This is a genomic window from Paenibacillus sp. J31R98 (genome assembly GCF_056269245.1).
This window is the reverse complement of record NZ_JBWDNO010000002.1, coordinates 1-24974: the sequence shown is the minus strand read 5'-3', so window position 1 is coordinate 24974 and position 24974 is coordinate 1. Positions and strand designations below refer to the sequence as shown.

28 protein-coding genes, 1 rRNA gene, 1 riboswitch and 1 other annotated feature are annotated in these 24974 nt (G+C 51.4%); of the genes, 27 read left to right on the top strand and 2 right to left on the bottom strand.

Annotation, left to right across the window (positions count from 1 at the left end; genetic code table 11):
• Window positions 1-40: 40 nt before the first annotated feature.
• From tenA to AC0YNX_RS08335, 12 genes are all read left to right on the top strand, one after another.
• Entirely contained in the window at window positions 41-718 is a 678-nt protein-coding gene (gene tenA / locus AC0YNX_RS08390; protein ID WP_475815238.1) for a thiaminase II, read from the top strand.
• Window positions 715-1536, top strand: a complete 822-nt coding sequence (locus AC0YNX_RS08385) for an ABC transporter ATP-binding protein (RefSeq protein WP_475815237.1) — start codon at window positions 715-717, stop codon at window positions 1534-1536. Before tenA ends, AC0YNX_RS08385 begins: the two co-directional genes overlap by 4 nt.
• Complete coding sequence (locus AC0YNX_RS08380; RefSeq protein WP_475815236.1) at window positions 1526-2278, top strand: ABC transporter permease; 753 nt, start codon at window positions 1526-1528, stop codon at window positions 2276-2278. The genes AC0YNX_RS08385 and AC0YNX_RS08380 overlap by 11 nt, the downstream gene beginning before the upstream one ends.
• A 48-nt stretch (window positions 2279-2326) precedes the next feature.
• Window positions 2327-3325 carry an ABC transporter substrate-binding protein gene (locus AC0YNX_RS08375; RefSeq protein ID WP_475815235.1) on the top strand — a complete coding sequence of 333 codons (999 nt, stop codon included), beginning with the start codon at window positions 2327-2329 and terminating at the stop codon, window positions 3323-3325.
• Window positions 3326-3340: 15 nt separating this feature from the next.
• A complete protein-coding gene (locus tag AC0YNX_RS08370; RefSeq protein WP_475815234.1) occupies window positions 3341-4354 on the top strand; it encodes a ThiF family adenylyltransferase in 1014 nt (337 codons plus the stop codon).
• A gap of 19 nt (window positions 4355-4373) precedes the next feature.
• Window positions 4374-5009 (top strand): thiamine phosphate synthase, encoded by a 636-nt coding sequence (thiE, locus tag AC0YNX_RS08365; protein ID WP_475815233.1) that lies wholly within the window; start codon window positions 4374-4376, stop codon window positions 5007-5009.
• Window positions 5006-5206 (top strand): sulfur carrier protein ThiS, encoded by a 201-nt coding sequence (thiS, locus tag AC0YNX_RS08360; RefSeq protein ID WP_475815232.1) that lies wholly within the window; start codon window positions 5006-5008, stop codon window positions 5204-5206. Before thiE ends, thiS begins: the two co-directional genes overlap by 4 nt.
• Before the next feature lie 3 nt (window positions 5207-5209).
• A complete protein-coding gene (locus AC0YNX_RS08355; protein ID WP_475815231.1) occupies window positions 5210-5989 on the top strand; it encodes a thiazole synthase in 780 nt (259 codons plus the stop codon).
• Between the two features lie 51 nt (window positions 5990-6040).
• Window positions 6041-7171, top strand: a complete 1131-nt coding sequence (gene thiO / locus AC0YNX_RS08350) for a glycine oxidase ThiO (protein WP_475815230.1) — start codon at window positions 6041-6043, stop codon at window positions 7169-7171.
• Window positions 7172-7341: 170 nt separating this feature from the next.
• Window positions 7342-7638, top strand: a complete 297-nt coding sequence (locus tag AC0YNX_RS08345; protein WP_475815229.1) for a DUF5316 family protein — start codon at window positions 7342-7344, stop codon at window positions 7636-7638.
• A gap of 29 nt (window positions 7639-7667) precedes the next feature.
• Entirely contained in the window at window positions 7668-7859 is a 192-nt protein-coding gene (locus AC0YNX_RS08340) for a DUF4177 domain-containing protein (protein ID WP_475815228.1), read from the top strand.
• A gap of 203 nt (window positions 7860-8062) precedes the next feature.
• Window positions 8063-8227, top strand: coding sequence for a hypothetical protein (locus AC0YNX_RS08335; RefSeq protein ID WP_475815227.1), 165 nt, complete (start codon window positions 8063-8065; stop codon window positions 8225-8227).
• A gap of 24 nt (window positions 8228-8251) precedes the next feature.
• Here the strand turns inward: AC0YNX_RS08335 and dapA are convergent, their stop codons facing one another.
• Window positions 8252-9136, bottom strand: coding sequence for a 4-hydroxy-tetrahydrodipicolinate synthase (gene dapA / locus AC0YNX_RS08330; protein ID WP_475815226.1), 885 nt, complete (start codon window positions 9134-9136; stop codon window positions 8252-8254).
• 113 nt (window positions 9137-9249) lie between these two features.
• Between dapA and AC0YNX_RS08325 the strand changes: the two genes are divergently transcribed.
• From AC0YNX_RS08325 to AC0YNX_RS08310, 4 genes are all read left to right on the top strand, one after another.
• The gene (locus AC0YNX_RS08325; protein WP_475815225.1) at window positions 9250-10116 is read left to right on the top strand and encodes a LysR family transcriptional regulator; all 867 of its coding nucleotides are present in this window, start codon (window positions 9250-9252) and stop codon (window positions 10114-10116) included.
• A 25-nt stretch (window positions 10117-10141) separates the two neighbouring features.
• Complete coding sequence (locus AC0YNX_RS08320; RefSeq protein WP_475815224.1) at window positions 10142-11122, top strand: aldo/keto reductase; 981 nt, start codon at window positions 10142-10144, stop codon at window positions 11120-11122.
• A 66-nt stretch (window positions 11123-11188) separates the two neighbouring features.
• Window positions 11189-11452 (top strand) — a binding site (T-box leader).
• Window positions 11453-11553: 101 nt separating this feature from the next.
• Window positions 11554-13194: a glutamine--tRNA ligase/YqeY domain fusion protein gene (locus AC0YNX_RS08315; RefSeq protein ID WP_475815223.1), complete on the top strand. Its 1641-nt coding sequence runs from the start codon at window positions 11554-11556 to the stop codon at window positions 13192-13194.
• Window positions 13195-13240: 46 nt separating this feature from the next.
• Window positions 13241-13714, top strand: coding sequence for an N-acetyltransferase family protein (locus AC0YNX_RS08310; RefSeq protein ID WP_475815222.1), 474 nt, complete (start codon window positions 13241-13243; stop codon window positions 13712-13714).
• 44 nt (window positions 13715-13758) lie between these two features.
• On the opposite strand, the gene AC0YNX_RS08305 is transcribed toward AC0YNX_RS08310, so the two are convergent.
• Window positions 13759-14724: a hypothetical protein gene (locus AC0YNX_RS08305; RefSeq protein WP_475815221.1), complete on the bottom strand. Its 966-nt coding sequence runs from the start codon at window positions 14722-14724 to the stop codon at window positions 13759-13761.
• A 177-nt stretch (window positions 14725-14901) separates the two neighbouring features.
• Between AC0YNX_RS08305 and AC0YNX_RS08300 the strand changes: the two genes are divergently transcribed.
• The 11 genes from AC0YNX_RS08300 to AC0YNX_RS08250 all read left to right on the top strand — a co-directional run.
• Window positions 14902-15699 (top strand): DUF2935 domain-containing protein, encoded by a 798-nt coding sequence (locus AC0YNX_RS08300; RefSeq protein WP_475815220.1) that lies wholly within the window; start codon window positions 14902-14904, stop codon window positions 15697-15699.
• 130 nt (window positions 15700-15829) lie between these two features.
• Window positions 15830-16336 carry an N-acetyltransferase family protein gene (locus AC0YNX_RS08295; RefSeq protein WP_475815219.1) on the top strand — a complete coding sequence of 169 codons (507 nt, stop codon included), beginning with the start codon at window positions 15830-15832 and terminating at the stop codon, window positions 16334-16336.
• Window positions 16337-16457: 121 nt separating this feature from the next.
• Window positions 16458-16937, top strand: coding sequence for a GAF domain-containing protein (locus AC0YNX_RS08290; RefSeq protein ID WP_475815218.1), 480 nt, complete (start codon window positions 16458-16460; stop codon window positions 16935-16937).
• 7 nt (window positions 16938-16944) lie between these two features.
• A complete protein-coding gene (locus tag AC0YNX_RS08285; RefSeq protein ID WP_475815217.1) occupies window positions 16945-17505 on the top strand; it encodes a GNAT family N-acetyltransferase in 561 nt (186 codons plus the stop codon).
• A gap of 105 nt (window positions 17506-17610) precedes the next feature.
• A riboswitch (Lysine riboswitch) is annotated at window positions 17611-17801 on the top strand.
• Between the two features lie 144 nt (window positions 17802-17945).
• Window positions 17946-19337 carry an amino acid permease gene (locus tag AC0YNX_RS08280; RefSeq protein ID WP_475816206.1) on the top strand — a complete coding sequence of 464 codons (1392 nt, stop codon included), beginning with the start codon at window positions 17946-17948 and terminating at the stop codon, window positions 19335-19337.
• Between the two features lie 272 nt (window positions 19338-19609).
• Window positions 19610-19969, top strand: coding sequence for a YhfM domain-containing protein (locus AC0YNX_RS08275; RefSeq protein WP_475815216.1), 360 nt, complete (start codon window positions 19610-19612; stop codon window positions 19967-19969).
• Between the two features lie 10 nt (window positions 19970-19979).
• On the top strand, window positions 19980-20573 hold the full coding sequence (locus AC0YNX_RS08270) for a pentapeptide repeat-containing protein (RefSeq protein WP_475815215.1): 594 nt from the start codon (window positions 19980-19982) through the stop codon (window positions 20571-20573).
• Between the two features lie 83 nt (window positions 20574-20656).
• Window positions 20657-21919: a cytochrome P450 gene (locus AC0YNX_RS08265; protein ID WP_475815214.1), complete on the top strand. Its 1263-nt coding sequence runs from the start codon at window positions 20657-20659 to the stop codon at window positions 21917-21919.
• Window positions 21920-21978: 59 nt separating this feature from the next.
• Window positions 21979-23040 carry a phosphotransferase gene (locus tag AC0YNX_RS08260; protein WP_475815213.1) on the top strand — a complete coding sequence of 354 codons (1062 nt, stop codon included), beginning with the start codon at window positions 21979-21981 and terminating at the stop codon, window positions 23038-23040.
• Window positions 23041-23050: 10 nt separating this feature from the next.
• Entirely contained in the window at window positions 23051-24262 is a 1212-nt protein-coding gene (locus tag AC0YNX_RS08255; RefSeq protein ID WP_475815212.1) for an MFS transporter, read from the top strand.
• A gap of 627 nt (window positions 24263-24889) precedes the next feature.
• Window positions 24890-24974 (top strand): 16S ribosomal RNA (locus tag AC0YNX_RS08250); the annotation flags it as partial.

The window sequence follows — 24974 nt, the reverse complement described above, 5'->3', positions numbered from 1 at the left end:
TATGCCGTTGTTGCCTGTAACAAAAAGGAGCTGTTGTCCGATGAGTAAGAGTTGTTTTAGCCAAAGATTGTACCAAGCTGCAGAGCCGGTGTGGACGAAGTGCCACGAGCATCCGTTTCTAACGGAGCTGCGTTCGGGGACGCTCGATCCCGATCGGTTTATCTATTATCTCAAGCAAGATTATGTCTACTTAATTGATTATGCCAAATTGTTTGCGATCGGCAGCGTGAAAGCCCGTGATGTGCAGACGATGGCCAAGTTTGCAGAGCTGCTGCATAACACGCTTAATGTGGAGATGGAGCTGCACCGCCAATATACGGAGAAGTTCGGCGTAAGCCGCGAACAGCTGGAACAGACGGTACCTTCGCCGACGACAATTACCTATACCAAATATCTGATGGATGTCGCGGCAAATGGCTCTCTAGCAGAAGTGGTAGCTGCTTTGCTGCCGTGTATGTGGAGCTACCGCGAAATCGGAGTCGCATTCATGAAGCTTCCCGGCGCGCTGGACCATCCGCTTTATCGCGAATGGATTCTGATGTACGGCTCCGAAGAATTCGGTGAGTTGACGGATTGGTGTATCGGACTGATGGACGAATTGGCGGAGGGGCTGCCTGAGCGTGAGCTCGCGATGCTGGAGGAGCGATTCCTCATAGCTTCGAAGCTGGAGTATATGTTCTGGGATATGGCTTACCGCTTAGAGGAGTGGCCGGTGTGAGTATTTCGCAGCTAGAGAATCCACCGATCGCGCTGTCTGTGAGAGATCTGCATTTCTCGTTTGCAGATGAGCCTCCGTTATTCAGCGGACTTGATTTCGATATCAAGGAAGGCGAGTTCGTTAGCATGCTCGCCGCGAGCGGAATCGGCAAGACTACGCTGTTCCGGCTGGTGGCCGGCTTGCTCAAGCAAGATGCAGGATTGATCGCGATTGGAGCAAACCAAGAGCCGGCTGAGGAAGCGGCGAAGCGAGGACGAATCGGCTATATGCCGCAGCGGGATTGCTTGATGCCGTGGCGAACCGTGCTGGAGAACGCTTCGCTTGGCCTTGAGCTTCGCGGAGTCGGCAAAGGCGAAGCGAAGCGCCAAGTGCTGGAGCATCTGCCCGAGTTCGGATTAGCGGGCACGGAGCGGAAGTATCCGCATGAGCTGTCAGGCGGCATGCGCCAACGCGTCTCTTTCCTTCGTGCTTTGCTTGGCGGCGGCGAGCTGCTCCTGCTTGATGAACCATTCAGCGCCTTGGATGCGATAACGCGCCTCAGCATGCAGGAGTGGCTGCTGCAGGTATGCGAACGCCATCGCAAGACTGTGCTCTTCATTACACATGACGTTGATGAAGCGCTTTTCCTATCCGACCGAGTTCTCGTAGCCGCGAGTTCTCCGATAACAGCTCTGAGCGAACTGCAAGTCAACCTTCCTCGTCCGCGAAGCCATAAGCTTGCGCTCGATGAACCATTCATCCGCTTGAAGCGGCAGCTAATCTCCTTGTTGGAGCAAGGCGCGAATGGGCGGAAGGAAGGTGATGAGCATGAGAGCTAGAATAACCGCTTATCTACCTGAGGCGGCGTTCGTGCTGCTGATTGCACTTCTGTGGGAAGCAAGTGCTCGAATTTTTCATTTTCCGCATTACATTATTCCTAAATTGTCCGATGTGCTTGTCTCTATGTGGGAGAACCGTGGTGTACTGGTGAAGCATGTGGGAGTCACGCTGTGGGAGTCGCTGCTGGGGCTGTTCATTTCGACCGTATTCGGTGTAGCGGCAGCGATATTTATCGACGTCTCTCGAATTGCCAAGCGCACGGTTTACCCGCTGATCGTCGCTTCACAGACGATTCCGATTATCGCATTATCGCCGATTATGGTGATGTGGTTCGGCTATGAAATATGGAGTAAAGTCGCTGTTGTCGTGCTGTTTACGTTCTTCCCGATTGCAGTGAATACCGCTGACGGCTTCCGGACTGCTGATTCCGGTATCGGGGAGCTGCTGCGGACGATGGGGGCGAGCAAGCGCGCGCTATTCACGAAATGGAAGCTGCCATCGGCGATGCCGGGCTTTTTTACAGGTCTCAAGCTAGCGGCCGCAATTAGCGTCGGTGGCGCAACGCTTGGCGAATGGCTCGGCGGGGAGAATGGGCTTGGCATGTATACGAAGCGGGCATCGAACATGCTTCGCGGTGAAGCGGTGTTCTCAGGTGTTCTGTTGCTGTCGGCAATGGGTATTCTGTTGTTCCTTGCGGTTCAATTGCTGGAGAAGCTGGTACTGAACCATCGCAGGGGATAGCAGTGGATTATAGGGAATTACATGATGATTCAAGGGAGGCAAGCAACGATGTTAAGGAATTGGAGAAGAAGTGCGAAGCTGGTACTCGCGGCTACGCTTATGATTGGTGCTGCAGCCGGCTGTGCGTCCAAGAAAGATTCTGGCGATGGTGAAACGGAACTGACGGTTCTGCTGGACTGGTATCCGAATGCGGTTCATACGTTCTTATATGCAGCAGAATCGCAAGGCTACTTCAAGGAAGCTGGCCTCAAGGTCAAGCTGGAGACGCCTGCCGATACGAATGATGCGCTCAAGCTGGTGTCGACGGGCAAAGCAGATCTAGCGTTCAGCTATCAGATGCAGGTTGCGGTTGCGAGAGCGGAAGATATTCCGATTGTATCTGTCGGCGCAATCGTTCGCCATCCGCTGAATCAGTTGTTCGTTCGCGGCTCAGACGGGGTGCAAAGCCCGAAGGATCTGGAGGGTAAAACAGTAGGCTATCCATCCCTCCCGCTCGATCAGGAGCTGATTAATACGATGGTGAAATCAGATGGCGGCGATCCGTCCAAGGTGAAATATGTGGATGTTGGTTGGGATCTTATCCCGTCGATGACCACGAAGAAAGTGGACGGCATCATCGGGGGATACATCAATCATGAGAAGCTGCTGCTCGAGAAAGAAGGCGAGAAGCTGTCCGTATTCGACCCGTCCAAGTTCGGCGTTCCCGATTACTACGAGCTGGTTCTCACGGCTAGCGAGTCCGGCGTAGAGAAGAACGCTGACGCGATCAAGCGGTTCATCGAAGCAGCAGGCAAAGGGCAGGCGTATACGGCAAGCCACCCGGATGAAGCACTTAAGCTGCTGCTCGATAAACAAAATGCAGATTTTCCGCTGGATGCTGATGTAGAGAAGCAAAGCTTGGCTATTCTGTTGCCGCTTATGGATGCTGGAAAAGAGCCTTTCATGAGTCAATCCGCTCAATCGTGGACGGACGTTATCGCATGGCTGAAGGAACATAACCAAATATCGAAGGAAATCAAAGCTGAAGAGGCGTTCCGCAATCTGTAGGAGGAGACTCATCCAATGGACACACGCTATTCAAGACAGATGTTGTTTGCGCCAATCGGCGAAGCGGGTCAACGTAAGCTGGGACAAAGCGCTGTATGCATTGTCGGCATGGGGGCGCTCGGCACCGTGCTCGCCAACCATATGGTTAGGGCAGGCGTCGGTTTCGTACGCCTCGTAGACCGCGACTATGTTGAGCTGAGCAACCTCCAGCGGCAAATGCTGTACGACGAGGACGATGTGCAAAACGGTTATCCGAAGGCGGTTGCGGCGGAGAAGAAGCTCTCACGCATTAATTCGTCCGTCCGAATTGAGGCGATTGTCGCAGATGCCACCGTTCATAATATCGACGAGCTGCTGCATGGAGTTGATCTAGTACTCGATGGAACAGATAATTTCCAAACTCGTTTTCTACTGAATGACGCTTGTTTCAGCCGAGGAATTCCGTTCACGTACGGCGGTGCTGTTAGTGCGCATGGAATGAGCGCGATGCTTGTGCCAGGGCAGACGCCATGTCTTCGCTGCTTCATTCAATCCGCAGATGCGAGCGGACAGACTTGCGATACGATTGGCGTCATCGCGCCGGTGATCGATATCGTCGCCTCTTATCAAGCTGTCGAAGCGCTGAAGTATTTGGTAGGCGCAGGCGACAAGCGCAGAAGTAGTCTCGTTACATTCGACCTGTGGCATAACAGGCATTATGAAATGAAGCTCGGGGAACCGACTGCCAATTGTCCCTGCTGCCAGTTAAAGCAGTACCCGGCGCTTGATCCGGCGCAGCCGGAAGCGGCGGTGTCGTTATGCGGGCGGGAGACAGTGCAGCTCGCGGGAAGCGGTCCTATTGATCTGGCTGAGTGGAGCGAGCGGCTGGCGCCTGCTGTCGTCAAGGTGAGCGGCAATGCGTATCTGGTTCGCGCCGAGCTGCCGGAGGGCGAGCGGCTGGTGTTGTTCCCGGACGGTCGCGTATTCGTGCAAGGCACCGAGGACATTGTCCGAGCAAAAACGTTGTATGCGAGATACATTGGAGCGTAAAAAAAGGGGGCTTTTGAAAATGAAAGATTTTCGCCTATATGCCATTACAGCGGAACAGTTTCACCCGAACCGCGATCTTATTGAGGTGATGGAGGAAGCCATTCTCGGCGGTGCGGATATCATCCAGCTGCGGGATAAAACAAGCGATAGAGAAGAGCTGCTCCGCAAGGCGCAGGCGCTTCGGGAACTGACGCGCAAGCATGGCGTAACCTTCATCGTCAATGACCATATCGATATTGCGCTGGAAGTGGATGCAGACGGCATTCATTTGGGCCAGAACGATCTCCCTCTGGAAGAAGCGCGCAAGCTCGTCGGAGATCGAATCATCGGCATCTCTACTCATGCCATTGAGGAAGCTCGGCTGGCAGAAGCGCAAGGCGCTGATTATATCGGAGTCGGACCTGTATTTCGCACAGCGACGAAGGCGGATGTCGTCGATCCGGTTAGCGTCTCTTATGTGAGCGAAGTGGCTGCGGAGATCCGTATTCCGTTTGTTGCCATTGGCGGCATTAAGCTGAGCAATGTGGATGAAGTCATCGCTGCAGGAGCAACCCGTGTATGCGCGGTGAGCGAAATTGTTGGCAGCAGTGACGTGAGCGGAATTTGCAGAGCGTTCCTCGCCAAGCTGGATAGCAAGGGAGAGAGTGGCCGATGAAGCTCGTTATTAACGGAACGGAACGCGAGCTTGACGGCGTTCTGACGATTGCGGATGTCGTGGAGCATTACGGATTGACGGGGAAGCCGTTAGTCGTGGAAGCAGGCGGCGCCGTGTTGACTGCTGAGCAGTGGGCATCGGCAGAGGTGCAGCCTCATATGCAGATCGAGCTGGTTCATTTTGTCGGAGGGGGCTAACGGATGATGAGGGATGGATTTCAAATTGGCGGCGTTGAGCTAACATCGCGTTTCTTTATCGGGACAGGGCTGTTTCCGAATCCGTATGTGCAGAAGGAAGCGATCAAAGCCTCCGGCGCACAGGTGCTTACCTTCGCTATACGGCGGATTAATCTGGAATCTACGGAAGACGATTCGATCTTGCAGCATGTTCAGGATGAATCTTATGTCTATTTGCCGAATACATCGGGCGCACGGACAGCCGATGAAGCAGTTCGCATCGCGAGGCTTGCTCGCGCATCGGGTCTTAGCGACTGGGTGAAGGTGGAAATTAGCGCGAACGAGCGTACACTGCTGCCTGATCCGATTGAAACGCTCAAAGCGACGGAGATTCTGGTAAAAGAAGGGTTTACAGTGCTTCCTTATATCACGGATGACCCCATTATGTGCAAACGTCTTGAGGAAGCCGGCGCGGCAGCGGTTATGCCAGGAGCAGCTCCGATTGGGACGGGGCTAGGCATTCTTAATCCTTACCATCTGGGTCTCATTGTCGAGGATGCGAAAGTTCCGGTTATCGTCGATGCAGGTCTTGGCTCTGTCAGCGATGTCGCGCAGGCGATGGAGCTCGGCGTGTCTGCTGTATTAATGAACACGCCTGTAGCCAAAGCAAAGGATCCTGTACGAATGGCACTGGCCATGAAGCTTGCCATCGAAGCGGGCAGGCTCTCCTACTTGTCAGGCCGGATTGAGAAGAAGAAGTACGCATCAGCAAGCAGCGGTTACGAGGCGTTCAAGCTGAGCTAACCAGGTAGCTTGGATGTCGAGAAGTCGTACACGAGGGAGAGAAGGTTTCGGATGAAAGAGCAAGTGATCGTGATGGGCGGTGGCGTCATCGGCTTATCCTGCGCGTTCGAGCTGCGAAGACGGGGCTATGAAGTGACCGTGCTGGAGATCAACCACTGCGGCGGGCAAGCGTCTGGCGCAGCTGCCGGAATGCTTGCGCCTTATTCCGAGAACGTGGAAGGGCCTGATGCTTTTTTTCAGCTATGTTTGGAGAGCTTACAGCTCTACCCAGCATGGCAGGCTGACGTGAAGGCAGTATCGGGCCAATCGTTCGAGTATACGAACTCGGGCAGCCTCTATGCAGCCTATCATGATGCCGACTTGCTGGCGCTTGAGGGCAGGCTGCTTTGGCAGCGCGAATACGGCTCTTCGGGGCGCATCATAGAAGGCGACGAGCTTCAGTTGCTTGAGCCGCATCTGGCGGGCAATGTGCGGGCGGCGTTGTATACGCCGGAAGAGAGCCATCTCTATGCGCCGCATTATGTGAAGGCGCTTGAGGAAGCATGCCGTTCTCTAGGCGTGCAGATTCATGAGCAGCTGGGGCAGCTGGCTGTGTCGGAGTGGCAGCGCGAAGTGCGCGTTCAAGCGGCGGACGGTCGCGAGTTCGGAGGCGATCGGCTGGTTGTTTGCTCTGGCGCGTGGGCGCAGGAGCTGGAGGCGACATTCGGCATTCGGATTCCCGTGTACCCGATTCGCGGGCAAATATGCGCTTACGAGGCGGGCGGTGAGCTGCCGGTTAAGCATATGGTCTTCTGCAATCAAGGGTATCTCGTTGCCAAGGAGAACGGGACTCTCGTCTGCGGCGCATCTGAGGATGTGGCCGGATTCGATACGACAGTAACGGATAGGGGCATCGAACGGCTGCGAAAGTGGAACAAGCAGCTTGTTCCAGATTTGGAGCATCGCGTTCCGTTCCATCGCTGGGCGGGGTTGCGTCCATCCACGCAGGACGGATTCCCGCTGCTCGGACCGCTCAGCGCATCAGACCGTGTCATCATGGCTGCCGGCCATTATCGCAACGGCATCCTCCTCAGCCCGGCAACTGCCAAGTTCGTAGCAGATTGCCTGGACGGGAAGCAGCCGGCAGAGCGCAGGCTGGCATTCTCGCCGGAGCGGTTCGGAATCGTTGCAGCATACTCCTGAGCATGGTTTCAACTTCATATGTAATTAATCATTGGAAGCTGGTCAATTGGATCAGCTTCTTTTCTTTCCTCGTCATTTGGTGATGTAGAGCTTCCAACCGAAACTTTCCCCGCATTGGCACGTATGCATGATATGGTAATTATGGAAATCAGATGGAGGGAGGGACACAGATGTTGAAAACCGCAAAATACTCATTTCTCTCTGGACTGATTGTTTCATTCGTTCTGTGGGCGTTGACGATATTGATGAATAGCGCCACCATTCAACGACTATCCGGCTGGATTGGGGTAGCCCTCGTTATCTGCACAATAATTACAAGCGGGGCAATGGTGTCGGGAGATCGTCAGCGAGCCAATTACTCCAATGAAGATCCAAGCGACAAGAGACAACGGGAGAATGCCGCAATGGCTTGTCTTATTGCAGCTGTTCCAATCTTACTCTTATGGGGTTTTCTGAAATATTATTAATCGACGAGGGACGAAAGGATTGATCAATCATGGCAGTATACGAATACCAATACGTGGAAACTTCGTTAGGCGGTTTCTTCTCAGCTCCTACGCATCGCAATACGATCGATGAATATGCAAAGGCAGGCTGGCGTTTAGTACAGGTTCTCGGGACCAATTACGACGGTCATGGGAAACCAGGTTCTTTTGAAATTATCTTCGAGAGGCTCGTTCAAGAATAGGAATAGGTAGGCATCTACTAGAGAGGGGGAGACTAGTCGTTAAGTATAAGAAACTTCTGACGTGGATGACTCTCTTAATCTTGTTTGTGATGGCATCTACAAATCCCAGCTCGAAGGATTACCACGCATTTCTGCAAAATAATCAAGGGCTTAGTTGCGAACCTAAAACGAGCACGAAATGCTTTCACACGGAGTATGATCCTTTGGCGACTCATATCAGACATCTCGTCTTCTTCATGACAGCCGACTCGTATATTTTCAACGATGAAGACAATAAGATCCGTGTTGTTGGTTTGTTTAATCATTTCTTTGTTATCGAGAATCATCTTCATGCTTATTCTACAGATCAAGGCACCCGCCTCAACTAATCGGGTGCCTTTACGATTTACTGACTAATATCCCCTCTCTTTCGCTAGCTGCAGCTGTAATGCTTCAGATATAGGCATCAATGGAAGTCGCAGGGTTTCCGATGCAAGGATGCCCTGTCTGGAAAGCAGCCATTTGAGAGGGGCGGGGTTCGACTCCCGAAATAGCAGCTCAATGAGAGGAATCAGAGAATCGAATGCATTCGCCGCTTGAGCTGAATGGCCGTCTCGGTGCTGCCGATACGTCTCGATGAACATCTCCGTCCTTATATTCGCAGCTGCCAGAATGCCTCCTGCGGCACCTTGATTCAAATGGGTGAGAAAATACGCATCTTCTCCGCAAAGGATGGGCTTCTTGACATCAAGCTGCTTCAATCCTGATAGCAGTTCAATTCCTCCAGAACTATCCTTCATTCCAATTACCCCATCCAGTGCCAGAATCTCAGCAGCCGTGTCTGGGCTCAGCCGAACGCCAGTGCGGTAGGGAACCTCATACGCAATAATGGGTAATCCCGTTTGCGCAACATGTCGGAAGTGTTCGAGAATGCCAGCTTGCGACGGTCTGCTGTAATAAGGCACAACGACGAGTGCGGCGTCCGCACCGAACGTCTCCGCAGATTTGGTTCGGTAAATGGTGGAATGCGTATCGTTCGTACCAGTGCCGACAACTACCGGGATCTGTTTGCCGCAGCTGTTAATGATCGCTCTCGTTCTTCGGACAAGCTCGCTTACTTCCTCCCACGTAACGGTTGGCGATTCTCCGGTTGTTCCATTGATGACGATTCCTTGAATGTCATGCGTAAGCAGGTCAGATAAGTAACGGTCGTAAGATGATACATCTAGTGATCCGTCTCGTGAGAACGGAGTCACGACTGGCACGAATATTCCGCGTAGATTCTCTTCATGTAGCATGGCTGCACCTCCGAAATGTTGTTTATAGTCTAACTGTAGCATAGGAATATGGATCAGAGTTATCTATAATAAGTGATGAGGGAAATCGAAAATAATGATGGAGTGAGAGCGAAATGGACCTCATCTACTTGCAAACCTTTCGCGAGGTTGCGCATCGCCAGAGCTTTACCCGTGCCGCCGAGGAGTTAGGCTATGCACAATCCAGTGTAACGGCTCAAATTCAGAAGCTGGAGAAAGCGTATGGCGTGGAGCTGTTCGAGAGATTCGGGCGAGGGCTGCGCTTAACATCGGCCGGTGAAGAACTGCTCCGGGTAGCCGTGCAAATGCTGGACTTATTTCAGGAATCCAAGGAAAAGCTTGCTCGTCAGGGTGGAGGTACGCTCTCGATCGGAACGATTGATTCCATCGCATCCTATTATCTACCGCCTCCCATACAGCAGCTGCGTCATGATTATCCTGATCTTGCCATCAGACTGCAATCGGATCGTGAAGAATCGATCTTAAACAAACTCAGGGACGGCGAGATTGATCTCGGGTTTATCCTGGCAAGTAATCCGTCTGATTCAGCACTTGAATGGCAGATGATACGGGAAGAGCCGCTCGTGCTGATCGTGAATCCGACTCACAGGCTTGCTTCGCAAGATAACGTGGAGCTATCCGATCTTACAGGTGTGGAATGGTTCATGAGCGAGGATAGCTGTAATTACCGCATCATGCTGGAAAAGGTGCTGCGTGCGAATGGACATGTGTACCGCATTGGGCTCGAACTCGGCAATCCGGAAGCGATTAAGCGCTGCATAATGACTAGTGATGGCGTCGCGCTATTGCCGCGTATGGCGGCAGAAGAAGAGATCCGGAGAGGCGAGCTGGCGGTTTTGCCTTTCGGGCACCCTGACATCCGACTGAAGTTATATCTCGTTAAGCATCCTAAGAAATGGATGTCTCACGCAATGAAGGATTTTATGAATCGAATCAAGTAAACGGCGCAAAGGGGAATAATCAACGATGAATTATCGACGACTAGGTAACAGCGGGCTTCGCGTATCCGAGCTTGGACTCGGCACGAATGCATTCGGCAAGCGGGCCGATCGCGAAACTTCCATACGAATCATCGATCTCGCTATAGATAGAGGGATCAACTTCATTGATACGGCGAATATCTACGCTGGCACGGAGTCGGAGCGTATTATTGGAGAGGCGCTCCAAGGCAAACGACGCAAGGTCGTGCTCGCGACAAAAGGCGGACTTCCACGGGGAAGCGGACCGAATGAGAGTGGTTCCTCCCGCTATCATCTTCAGCAAGAGCTGGAGGATAGCCTCAGAAGGCTGCAAACGGATTATGTCGACCTTTATCAAATCCATACTTTCGACCCGTACACGCCGCTGGAGGAGACGCTTCGTTTCCTCGATGATATGGTGCGTAATGGCAAGATTCGCTATATTGGCGCATCCAATTATTTTGCATGGGAGCTAATGAAATCATTGGCGATTAGCGAGGCCAAAGGATTCCCGCGATTCGTATCCACGCAAGTCAGCTACTCGCTTGCGGACCGGACGCCTGAGCAGGAGCTAACGCCGGTCTGTCTTGACCAAGGCGTAGGCATTATTCCATACTTCCCGCTCGCTGGCGGTATCTTGAGCGGCAAGTATAGCCTTAATGAAGAAGCGCCGTCGAATTCTCGTGTCGTGACCGACCCAAACTTCGCGCGGTTTCTGGATGAAGGCAGAATTACGCTCGGTGAGCAAGTCAGCAGCATCGCGGAGTCGAACGGATGGTCAGCTAGCGTGTTGTCGCTCGCTTGGCTTATGAACCGTCCAGCAGTGTCCACGGTTATCGTCGGAGCGACGAGCACTAGCCAGTTGGAAGATAATTTGAACTGCGTCTCCGTTTCTGAACAGCTCTCTGATCCACTCAAGGAGCAGTTGAACGAAATCAGCGATACATACCGATACGGCAAGCCTTTTGCCTGGTATCGCCTGCCATAGCTCGCCATTGTGTTTAGCCCATTTACAACGCAGTATGTGATCTGTTATGATGTTTGAAATATTTTACACCGTGCGATGAAGAGAAGAGTAGGGAATAAGGAACCTGTACAGAGAGCTCCGGGTGCTGAGAAGGAGCAAGGGATCTATTCCGCGAACCAAGCCTCTGAGCAGCATGCCGGATCTAGGGTTTATCGTGATGGCATGACGGGAGCTCCCGTTACAGAGCTAGAGTATAACCATTCCATACAACGGAGTGCCGTACTTGAAGAGATTAATATGGCGACATATTAATGAAGCTGGGGTGGCACCGCGAATAACTTCGTCCCCAAGACCAACAAGTCTTGGAGGTGAAGTTTTTTTATTTTTCGCAAGTTAATGCCACGCTATTTGCTCATTAGGAGGAGCCGAAGACCATGAACAATGATAATTTTATGTTGAAGTTAATTGAGGAAGAGCTCGCTGTTGAGCCGTTCAACAGGGACATGTGCACGCGCTTTCCACCAGAGCCCAACGGATATTTGCATATTGGCAGCGCCTATGCGATCCATACGAATTACATGATAGCGGCCAGCTTCGGCGGCAAGTTCCACTTGCGGTTTGACGATACGAATCCGCTCAAAGAAGATATCGCTTATGTGAACGCCATCATCGAGGATATCAAGTGGCTCGGGTACGACCCGAAGGAGCATGTCTATTACGGCTCTGACTATTCCGAGGAGATTTATCGCTGTGCCGTGAAGCTGATCGAGGATCGGAAAGCGTATGTATGTGATCTGTCGCCAACTGAGATGTCGGTGTATCGTGGGACACTTACTGAACCGGGGATGAACAGTCCCTATCGAGACCGGACGGTGGAGGAGAACCTCAAGCTGTTTGAGGAGATGAAGGCTGGCATTTACCCATCAGCCGCGAAAGTACTCCGTGCCCGGATTGACATGAGCTCGCCCAACATGAACATGCGCGATCCTGTGCTGTACCGGATCATTCATGCCGAGCATTACCGGACGGGGAATGCGTGGTGCATCTATCCGATGTATGATTACGCGCATCCGATTCAAGACGCGATTGAAGGCATCACATATTCGCTCTGTTCCATTGAATTCAAGGATCATCGCCCGTTGTATGATTGGGTGCTGCGTGAGCTTGAACTGCCAGTACCTCCGCGTCAAAGGGAGTTCGGGCGGCTCAGTCTGACAGGCGTTGTCACGAGCAAAAGATTTCTGCGGCAGCTCGTCGAAGGTGGACACGTAGATGGATGGGATGACCCGAGACTCCCTACGCTGCGCGGTCTTCGGCGAAGGGGCTTTACGCCAGAGAGTATTCGCCGGTTCATAACGGAGATTGGCAGCATTCGGACGCAAAGCACCGTGGATATCTCGCTGCTCGATCACGTTCTCCGTCAAGAGCTGAAGGGAACTACGGTAAGTGTGATGGGAGTGCTCCGCCCGTTAAAGGTGGTCATTACCAATTACCCAGAGGGTCAATCGGAATTGCTAACTGTTGAGAACAATAGCGAGAGTCCGGAGCTTGGATCACGGGAAGTGCCGTTCACGAGGACGATCTACATCGAGCAAGAAGACTTCGAGGAGTCGCCTCCTGCTGGATTCCACAGGCTTAGTCCAGGAATGGAAGTCAGGCTGAAAGGGGCGTACTTCATCCGCTGCGAAGAAGTGATTAAGGATTCTGCGACAGGCGAGATCGTAGAGCTTCGCTGCACGTACGACCCGAGAACGAAGAGCGGTTCGGGGTTTAATGAGCGGAAAGTGAAAGGAACGATCCACTGGGTGTCTGCGGACGAAGCCGTTCCAGTTGAAGTGCATCTGTATAATAAGCTTCTGCACTCGGACGCTCTGCCAGAAGAGAATGAGGACTGGTCAGATCGATTGAATTCGGAATCGCTAACCATTATGCGCAATGCGATGGTTGAGCCGTACATTCGTGACATTGGTCCAGAGAAGAAGTTTCAACTTTTCCGTCACGGCTATTTCTGTACAGACTCGAAGCTTAGCTCCGCTGAGGGGCTCGTGTTCAATCGGATCGTACCGCTGAAGGATACGTGGAACAAGAAATAAGTAATCAGTAATCAGTATTCAGCTCTGCAAATAGGGGGAATTTGCCGTGTACACTAGCCGTCCACTCGAAGCTTCAGACTTAGCGATTATCTCTACATTCACGCTCAATGCAGAAGAGCTTCAATACTTCTTTCCATCAGCTCAGTTCCCACTTACACCGGAGCAAATTGAAGAACGAACCAAAACGAGACAGGTACCAACATGCATTCTATGCGAGAATCAAGTCGTTGCATATGCGAATTTGTATGGGGTAGAAGAAGAGAGCTGTTTCTTGGGTAATGTCATCGTAGCGCCAGCATATCGAGGTAGAGGTGCTGCTTCTTTCTTGCTCGAAACGATGATCAATATATCGAAGGAGCGGTTCGGAGTAAGCGTGATGAAGTTGATTTGCCAAAGCACGAACACGCGAGGGTTAATCTTCTATAGAAAGCACGGATTCATACCCGTAGATCTATTTAGTAATCAGACAGCAACAGGTGAATATGTGGTGGGCATCCAGATGGAACGCCGTCTTGACTAAAGCAAAGGGCATATGCCTCCTAAGGAGCATATGCCCTCAGCTATTTACTCGAGATTCGTCATCTCAATCCAAACTTGGCGTTTCGATTGCAGAGCCGTAAGTGCTGCTTGGCCGCTTGTTTGTTTGCTTTGCAGCTCTCGAATGACGGGATAAATATCTCCTAGCGCATCCAGTGTCTGCTGCTGTGAATTCTGAATACGTCCTTGGACGATCCAGTCGGTGATAAGGCCATCGAACCAGTAGTCAGCCATCTTGAGCGTGCCGCTGATGTCAATCTGAATATTGATGGCTTGATTGAGATCATCAAGCTCATCACGGAAGTTATGGAGCAGATGATTCGCGTTCTGAATATGCCGCTTGGCATCATCCACATGCTCATGTTTAATGGATGTGCTGATTAATCCGCCCCCGCCCCAAGTATCCCACGCTCCCCAATTCTCCGCTTTCTCCAGACTCGCGGATGCATCCTCAAGAGCAGATACCACGCGATTGCCTGCTGTCAAAGCTTCTTGAAGCTCCTTCAATTGGATGGTTTGGTCCGATATTTGATCATCCATAGCAATGAGTTCACTCGCATGCGCAGAGGCGACGCGAAGTGCAGCTTCCTTGGTGGTTAATAGGCGATTATAATCACGATCAGCGCCTTGATATTGTGACAGCTCGTCACCGAGAAGCCGTAAGTCTTCTTGGGTGCTCAATAGCCGCTGCTTCTCTTCCTGTAGCTTCAGTGCGACAGCTAGCGCTTGTTGGCGTTCAAGCTCGAGCTGTTCTTCCTTGCTGCGCAGAATGATATGGAATAAGTTCGTTAGGCTGAGCTTGGTCAGCTTCTCGACGTCTGCCTCTTCCTTCTCTAGCTGGACCTCATATTGGATTATGATTTGTTCCAGAGTACGGACCCGTCTTAGAAGTTCTTCGCGTCTGCGCTCTGCTTTGTTCAGCCGGTACAGCCGTTCTTTCGCATCAAGCAGCTGCGTGCTCAATTCATTCGGCATCGTAATTCCCCGTTTCATCGGTAGTGGGTTCAGTAGCATAGCTGTTATTACGCTCTACACACACCAAGAGTTTCGGTGATTATGGAAATTTATTGGAATTACTTCTTCGATCTAGCCCCGTTCGAATGTCATATATACAAGCCTTACTTCCATACGCTATAGAGCTTGGAGTAGAAGTATAGGGAGGGATTCGAGTTGCCGGATGCATTCGTAGCTCGCTCATTGGAGGAGGTTCGGTTCTGGTCACGGATTATGAAAGAGCATTCATTATTTCTGAAGCTTGGATTCCGTTGTGAGGATACGACGCTAATCAATGAGGCCAATCAATTCTACTCTATCTTCGAGAATATTGAGAACAGGGCGAATCAATTCACGACAGGCACAGATCCGGCGGTGATCAGGAGATTTAATGAAGAGGTTCACAATGCCGTATCGCACATCTGGTTGTTTAAACGCAAAATCCTTCATCTTATTCTCACCTGTCAGCTGCCTGGAGCGAATAATTTTCCACTGCTAGTCGATCATACGAGCAGAGAAGCGAACTATTTCCGCAATCGGCTGGCAGAGCTGAATGCCGGTAGGCTGGAATCGCTGCCTGATGCCATTATCAACGAGAATGTGTTCTTCCTGCGCATCATGGCTGATCATGCGAAATTCATCAGCCATCTGCTTGATCCTTCGGAACGCAAGCTAGTCGAGCAGGCGAATGAGTTCGGTCACGACTTCGATAAACTGCTCTATCAAGCGATCGATCTTGATTCGATGCGACCGCAATCGCAGACTGTTCCTCTGCTGGATCAGTTTCTTGATCAGAACCGCGTATCTGTCGTCGCCCTGCGTGACTTTAAGAAAACGGCACGTGATCTCATTGAGGCTTGCCGAATCAAGAGTATCATCCATCCTTTGCTTGCCGATCATGTCTATCGGGAAGCGGAGCATTTCCTGGGGATCATTGATATGTTCGAGCTTAGCTTGACAGGGAAGAGTAACTAAACGAATTGTTTGGCTGTTGGTCCATAGAGACTGGCGGCCTTTATTGTTTATACCGTCAAAATGAACCTAATAGGTTAGAGGGAATTGGTTATATCCGTGGAATAGTTGGGTAGAAGGCGGTGGGGTGCAAATGTTGGTAAGAGCAGCGACAATAGCTGATGCGGAGCAAATTGCGGCCGTTCACGTGCAGAGCTGGCAGACAACATATCGGGGGATTGTTGCCGATGATTATTTGGACAGCTTGTCTGTGGAGCAGCGGCTTCGAAACTGGCAGTGGAATTTCAACAACATGAACGAGCTGGGTTGTATCTTCGTCGCAGAAGCGGACGACGGCCGTATAGTCGGGTTTGCAAGCGGTGGACGATGTCGTGAAGAACAACAGGACTCTGACGGGGAGCTATATGCCATTTATTTGATTCAACAGGAGCAACGTAAGGGCATAGGCAAAGAGCTATTTCACAGTGTCATGGAATTTCTACGGCAAACCGGTTGTTCCGGGATGATGTTATGGGTGCTCGCTGACAATCCGTCCTTAACGTTCTACCTGGCACAGGGTGGCCGTATTACCGAGCAGAAGACGATTCGTATCGGCAATGATGATCTGCAGGAACTTGCACTAGGATGGGAATTTAGTTAGATATTGCACGGTGAATTTATTCATCTTCCAGCAGCATCAATTTGAATGGCTCATCCAGCTGATATACAATATAGAGACTTTCTTCATCCATTCCTATCAAGCAAGTAAAGGAGCATCCAACATGTTTCATACAGAGGCATATACAGAATCACGTGAACAAAATTACGAATTAGTCATCAGCCAGCTCGGAGCGCTGCTTGAAGGGGAAGCCGATCAAATCGCGAATCTCTCCAATGCATCCGCATTGCTGAATCAGTTTCTAGATCGCATCAACTGGGTTGGTTTCTATATCAACCGCGGCGGGGAGCTAGTCCTTGGACCGTTCCAAGGGCTGCCTGCATGCGTACGCATCCCGTTCTCTCGCGGAGTCTGCGGCAAGGCGGCAAGCACAAGAGAAACGGTTCGCGTCGAGAACGTTCATGAGTTCCCGGGCCATATTGCGTGTGACGCAGCTTCGCAATCCGAGATCGTCATTCCGATCATCAAAGACGGTGAGCTGCTCGGTGTACTGGACATCGACAGTCCTGAACTGAACCGGTTCGATGAGCTGGACCAGCGGTATTTGGAGCAATTCGTGCAGAAACTGATCGCCCACCTGTAAGATGTCGATGGACTATCAAGTAACATCGAAGTGGGATGAGAGCTTCTGGCGAGAGGTAGAGCCTGTTTACAGGGAAGCATTCCCTGAACATAGAGGCAAGAGTGTAGGGGTTATACGCCGCATGTTCGAGCGTAAGCTAAGTGAGCTGCATACATGGAGCGAAGCGGGCGAAGTCATTGCGATGGCGTTGACGTCTATCGATCGTCATGCGCACGTGCTTGTGCTTGATTATCTTGCAGTACGTGCAAGTCGCAGAGGAAGCGGGCTTGGCCGACATTGCGTTGAAGCGATCAGCGAGTGGGCAGCCGGCTCGGAGTCCTGCCATGCGATCATCATCGAGGTCGAAGCAGAGCAGACGGAGGAGAATGCGGAGCGCATCCAATTCTGGCTAAAGACGGGCTTTCAGCTGACAAGCTATGTACATCCGTATATCTGGGTGCCAGAGACGTTTCATGCGATGTATTTGCCGTTAGATTCGTCTTTCAAGCCGGATGATGATGGGCGATCGCTGTTCAAATTCATTACCAAATACCACGAGAAGGCCTACCGCGGCGGTGATTTAGAGTAGCCTATTCGCGCTAGTTCGGAACAATTTACCATTGCTTTTTAGGACGAGGCTCTTTAATATTGAAACCTGTTGTGAAAATTAAATACAAATGCCTCATGATTCATGTGATGAGGTAGAGGTCGCGATGTTGAAGAGTACATTCGGGGGAAGTCCAGTAAAGACTGTTGATTCCGGGTGAAAAGGCAACATCGCCGAAGCTGCGCGTCATACTGGGCGTGCCTGCTGGGGCCGTTTCCGAAAGGAACGGAACTGTCATGCTATCCTTACCAGGGATAACATGTTGAGCTATCTTGGAACAGGATCATAGAGGTACGTTTAAGCTGCCTTTCTTGTGTTTGAAGAAGGCAGCTTTTTTGTGTTTATTTTCAGGGATATTCAGTAAAGGGAGCGTATCGAAATTGATAGAGAACAAACTGCGCAGAGGCTTGAAATCACGCCATATGACGATGATTTCCCTCGGCGGATCGATTGGAACAGGACTGTTCCTGGCAAGCGGCGGAGCCATTCACTCAGCCGGACCCGGAGGAGCACTGCTAGCTTATCTCGTTATTGGAATCATGGTCTATTTCCTCGTTACAAGCTTGGGCGAAATGGCTACCTATATGCCGGTATCGGGAACATTCAGCACGTATGCAACGAGATTCGTAGATCCATCCTTCGGTTTCGCCCTCGGCTGGAACTATTGGTATAACTGGGCGATTACGATCGCCGCAGAATTGTCTGCCGCAACGCTCATCATTAAGTTCTGGCTGCCGGACAGCCCATCCTTCTTATGGAGTGCGCTGTTCCTGGCGCTCATGGTCGGACTTAATCTATTGTCGGTCAAAAGCTATGGCGAATCCGAGTATTGGTTTGCAATGATCAAGATCGTCACTGTTATCGTGTTCATCGGCATCGGCTTGCTTATGATCGTAGGCATCTGGCGCGGAGACGCAGTAGGCTTCAGCAACTTTACAGCCGGCGACGCTCCGATCTCAGGCGGCTGGCTGGCCGTGCTCGGCGTTTGTATGGCGGCCGGCTTCTCGTTCCAAGGAACGGAGCTTGTCGGTATCGCGGCAGGTGAATCCGAGAATCCCCGCGAGAGTGTTCCGCGCGCCATCCGCAGCGTGTTCTGGCGGATTCTGCTGTTCTACATCCTGGCCATCTTCGTTGTAGGAATGCTCATTCCGTTCACAACTGATACGCTTGCAGACGGCAGCGTTGCGGCAAGCCCGTTCACGATCATCTTCGAGAAAGCGGGTCTTAGCGTTGCCGCTTCCGTGATGAATGCAGTCATTCTGAGTTCGGTTCTCTCCGCAGGAAACTCGGGCATGTATGCTTCGACACGGATGCTTTGGGTGCTAGCGAAAGAAGGCAAGGCGCCGAAGCTGTTCGCCAAGCTTAACAGACACGGCATTCCCGTGTATGCGCTGCTTGCAACCGCAGCAATCGGCATGCTTGCGTTCCTCGCGTCCTTCTTCGGGGATGGTCAGGTGTATATCTGGCTGCTGAACGCATCCGGTATGTCGGGCTTCATCGCTTGGCTCGGTATTGCAATCAGCCATTACCGTTTCCGTAAGGCGTATGTCGCGCAAGGCCGCAGCATTGCAGATCTGCCTTATCGCTCGCTGTGGTTCCCGTTCGGACCGATTTTGGCAGGCATCATGTGTATGATCGTCATCATCGGACAGAGCATCAGCGCGTATTCAGACGGCAAGATCGACTGGATGTTCGTGCTAGCATCCTACATCGGGATTCCGCTGTTCCTTGTGATCTGGCTCGGCTACAAGTGGAAGCATAAGTCGAAGCTGCTGAAGCTGCAAGAGTGCGATTTGGAGCCAGTAACCGAATAGTTGAACGATTGTGAAGAGCAGGGGCTGAAGACGCCTTTGCTCTTTTTTGGTCTGTGATACCCGATTCGAGAGTGCTGCATAAAGCCTTCACCTGGGTGAGCTTCGGGATTTGGCTCGCAACAAATGGGGAGATGCTGCGTATCCATTTTCAGAGGCACAGGGAGGAGATTATCTGGATGAAGAAGGGTCTTTACCATGTTATAGTAATCTTAGTCTTGCTGTGCACGGTTGTTAGTTGTAAGTCGGGATCGGGAAGCGAATCCTCAGATCCATTGATTGGCAATGGTAAGCACGATATCGTGAGCATTACGCTCGAGTGTGCCAACTTATGCGTTCAGCACGAGAAGAGGCAGTTAGCCGATATGAAATTCACGCGTCCCGAAGATATTGAGATCTTTCTCGATGCGTCCGGCAAAGCGAAGGAAATCATGGGAGATCTTGATTATGACGTGTATTTCTACATGAATGTACAATTTAGTGACGGAGTTAAGAATCGGTATGTGCTTAATATTGATCGTGATGAAGGCAGTACTGGCCTGCTCGTCAATGTGTCCGACAGCTCGCGAGGATTCTCGATCCCTGTGAAGGAGACGGCGATTCTACGCAAATTGATCTATACCAAATTGAAGTAGGTGGATACAGATGTTCCATGAAAAAGAGTACTATAACGAACATTTTGCGGAATTGACGTTTTCTAAGGAAGAACTAATCGGCGTCAAATTTTATGATTGCACGTTTACAAAATGCGATTTCAACGAAACGGTGTTTGATGAATGCAAGTTCTCGGATTGTGCGTTTACTTCCTGCGATCTCAGCTTGGTCAAGCTGCTCGATAGCTCGATCTCGCAAGCGTCATTCAAGCAATGCAAGCTGGTTGGCGTCGATTGGACCGAAGCCTCTTGGTCGCGGATCGTCGTGCCCGGAACGCTGAGATTCGATGAATGTGTGCTGAATCATTCCACGTTCATTGGGCTAACGCTGCCGAAGAGCGAGATGAAAGACTGTACCGCTCGGAATGTCGATTTCCGTCAGACGAATTTGCAGGAGTCGAAGCTGACCCATACCAATTTCTCGGAAAGCTTGTTTAGCGAGACGAATCTGACTGGCGCAGACTTGTCGCATGCAACGAATTATGCGATAGATCCGAGCGTTAATCGGATTATGAAAGCGAAGTTTACGCTGCCGGAGGCAATCTCTCTGCTCTATAGCATGGATATTGAGATCATCGAGCATTAGGATACCGATACCGGGTATGGCAGGAAATGGCTCATTGATGACGAAGTAATGACAGACTGATCAAACGAAAAGGTGTGGTTACTGTGTCTACGCATTCACATTCGCAATCGTCATCCACCGAGAAGCCTGATATCGCTTCCTGGTTTCGGCGGTATTCCGAGTCGGCGCACCGCAATCCGTATCCGTTCTATTCCTATTTGCTTGAGCATGAGCCAGTTCACTTCGTTGAAGAGAGCGGCTTCTGGATAATTTCAAGATATGAAGACGTCAATCGAATATTGAAGGATCCGGTATTTGTCCGCGAGCATAAGAATGCGATGCCCGGCCTGTATGAAGAGCCGCCGCAGCAAGTGGTGAACGAATGGAAGCCGGTCAACGATCTGCTCGATAACTGGATGCTGCTCCGTGATGCACCTGTACATACCCGATTAAGGGGGCTCGTCAGCCCAGCCTTCACACCTCGCGCGATGGAGAGGCTCAGGCAGAATATCCGTAATATCGCCGAGCACCTTGCCGACCAGATGGCGGAAGGCAACGAAGCGGAGCTCATCTCGGCCTTTGCATTCCCGCTGCCGGTTATCGTCATCGCGGAGATGCTTGGCGTTCCGCCGGAAGATCGGGAGCTGTTTCAAGGCTGGTCGCATACTTTCGCGCGCATATTGGAAGGCGGCGAACAACCGCCGGATTTCGCGCAGCAAGCGATTGGGGCAGCTGAGGAGATTTCCGTTTACTTCCGTGAGCTGATCGCCGAGCGTAAGAAGGCGCCGAAGGAAGATATGATCAGCGATTTAGTTCATGCGAAGGAGCAAGCCGATGCCTTGACGGAGCAGGAGCTTATCGCGACATGTGTACTGCTGCTTGTAGCCGGGCATGAGACGACAGTCAACTTGATCAGCAATATGATGCTAGCATTGCTAGACCATCCAGAGCAGCATGCGCTCCTACGCAGTCAGCCGGCTCTGACCGCATCTGCTGTTGAGGAAGGGCTTCGCTATGAAGGGCCTGTGCAGCAGACTTCTCGTCTTGCTTCCGCTGATTATATGATCGGTGGCCAAACCATTAAGCAGGGGCATTTTGTCACTGTTATGCTTGGCGCAGCGAATCGCGACCCGGCACAGTTTCAGGAGCCGGATCGGTTCCTCATTGAGCGGTCTCCGAACCGCCATCTCGCTTTTGCTACGGGAGCTCATTTCTGCCTCGGTGCGCCGCTGGCGCGCATGGAAGGCGAGATTGCGCTGTCCGTGTTCATGCAGCGTTTTCCAGAAATGCGCTTCAAGGACGAATATCCCAAATGGCGTCCGAACATGCTTTTCCGCGGGTTAGGGACGATGCAGGTACAGTTATAAACTGGCTACAGAAATCCGCGGCTAACGCGGATTTTTTGCTTTGGAGGAGGCTAAACAGAATGAAGGTCAAATTCGAGATTGACGAGGCGCTGGTGCTCGCAAAGCTAAGCGACGCGTATGGCATCCAGGCAGAAGCCATGCCGTTTATTCCGGTGGGGGATGCTGCTTATTCTTATTTTCTACAGTGCAATGGCGGGCATCGGTATTACGTCAAGCTTTTCGACCATAATAACGATCGTCAGAAGAGTGGAGCGGACAAACTCAGCTATTACTTGCCTCTGCTTTGGCAATTGCAGCATGAGGGTCAATTTGATCAGCTAACATGGCCGATTCGCACGCTCAGCGGCGACTACTGGATTACGGTAGAGGAATGTACCATTGTGTTGTTTAACTACATCGCCGGAGAGACGCTCGCAGATGCCTATCCATTCTCGCCGGAGACGATCAGCACGATTGCTCAGCTAGCTGCGCGGGTCCATGGCATTATGCCAACCTTGAATCACGAGCTGTTCGCGCTTCCTTCGGAAACGTTCGATTTATCCTTCGTTCCTGATTTGGAGCAGTGCCTGGTAATGCTGGAACACCGAAGCGAAGTCGACGGAGTTGGAGATGGAGATCCTATTGTCCTTGAGCTACAAGCAAATTTGCTGCCACAGAGAGAGCGGATCAGCGGAATGGTTAAGTTGCTTATCGACCTGCAGGCAAAGTCCCTTGAGGACGACCGGGAGATGGTGCTCTGTCATGGGGACATGTGGGGCGGCAACTTAATTCGTGGCGACAACGGAAGCCTTTATCTAGTCGACTGGGAATCCGTCATAATTGCGCCGATCGAATTTGATATCCGAGGATATATCGGGGATGAGTTTGGTATTTATATATCCTCATACGAGAAGCAGATGGGCCGCGAGGTTCAGGTGAACACCGGCGTGCTACGGTTCTACTGCTATCAGCATCATCTTCGCAATTTGACGAATTGGCTGCTTAATTTGCTTGTGAGGAATATGAATCCGGAGCAGAGAGCCAATGATCTTGAGATGATTCTGTACCATTGCATGAACCGGTGGGATAGCATTGAACCGCAAGTCGATGCCGTAGAAAAGCAATTACGAGATAGGAAGTGACCCGTGCAACATGCAGCAAATATCGGAACCATCATTAAAGCAATCATCGTTCCATAAGTTTTGGATCGGACGCACGTTCTCATCCACCTCATTCCAAATGCTGTCCGTCGCAATCGGATGGCAAATGTACGACCTGACACATGACGCATACAGTCTCGGCCTTGTCGGCCTTGCTCAGTTCCTTCCGATGCTGCTTCTTACGCTGATCGTCGGCCAAATCGCGGATCGCTTTGACCGCCGCATCATCGTTTTTCTTGTTCAGCTCATCCAGAGCGGAATAGCAGTACTGCTGCTCATCGCCAATCTTGCGGGCTGGCTGGGACGCGAGGAGATCCTCGTAGCGGCGATGATACTTGGCGCATGCCGAGCGTTCGAAGGACCATCGTCATCCGCTTTATTGCCGATGTTGGTGCCAAAGGAGCTTATGCAGAAAGCAATCGCATGGACGACTTCAGCCGGTCAAACGTCGCAAATCTTAGGACCGACGCTTGGCGGCATTCTCGTCGCTGTAGGTCCTGTTTATGTGTATGGGACAGCGTCGGTGGCGTTGCTCGCAGGCGCGATTCTGACCGTTCTTATTCGTATGGAACGCGGTATTAGAACGCCGGCTCCGCTTACGCTTCAATCATTCTTCTCTGGGCTGGTCTTTGTGAGACGTCATCCGATTATTTTGGGCACCATATCGCTTGACCTGTTCGCCGTACTGCTCGGCGGCGCTACGGCGCTATTGCCGATCTTTGCTGAAGATATTTTACGAACCGGCGCTGTCGGGCTGGGACTCATGCGTACAGCACCAGCGGTGGGGGCGCTCATCATGTCGATTGCCCTCGTGTATTATCCGCTCAAGAAAGCGCTCGGACCGATTCTGTTCGGCGCGCTTGCCATATTCGGTTTGGCGACGATGCTATTCGCCGTCTCGACGAATCTGGTCTTATCGCTGTTCGCGCTGCTCATGATCGGTGCTTCGGACGTTATTAGCGTCGTCATTCGTTCTTCACTTGTTCAGCTCCAAACGCCGGATGAGATGCGCGGCCGCGTCAATGCGGTCAATTCGTTGTTCATCGGTACGTCGAATCAGCTCGGCGAGTTTGAGTCGGGCACGCTTGCGGGTTTGGTCGGAGCTGTGAATGCAACGTTAATTGGCGGGATCGGCACCATCATTGTCGCAGGGTTATGGATGGTTTGGTTCCCTTCTTTACGAAAACTCAAAACACTTGAATAAGAAGTCCGTTTTCTGTACAAGATATATTCGACGGTGCAAAGAGAGGTGTGGTTCCATTGAACCGAATGGTGCAAGAGCTACAAGAGGGTTTTAGTTAATCACCTAACTACATGGAAGCGAGGCGACGTGTCGCAGAGCAGGTCACATGTGCTGCTTAGCTTTTCGTTGAAAGACGGGAGTTAACGCAGTGCCCAAGTGTTCCAACCGATGTGTTTTGTGAACTTGAAGCAACTCTAATCGATCGATCACCGTCAGAAAGCTGTCCGAGGAAACTCGGGCAGCTTTTCTATTTTTGCAGGACAAGTACTGCGGGGGACTATGATCGGTCAGAGTTCAGGAATATTTTAACACTAGACTTGTATGTGGTTATTGTAGTAATCTAATGTTCTGCCGCTGAGACGTAAGGAAAAGCGCGGTGCACGAAACGCAAAACAAGTTGAAAAATAAAGCTTGCAATTGAGTTTCGATGTGTGATATATTCTAATTCCGGTCGCAAGACTGGGACAAGAAATACGACGAAATTTGTTCCTTGAAAACTGAACAATGAGCGACCTGTTAAAGGTCTTAAAACAAGCTAGTTTTTTGAATGAGCTAACAAGCAAATTCATAAATGATCTTCGGATCACTTTTATGGAGAGTTTGATCCTGGCTCAGGACGAACGCTGGCGGCGTGCCTAATACATGCAAGTCGAGCGGATCTTGTCCTTCGGGA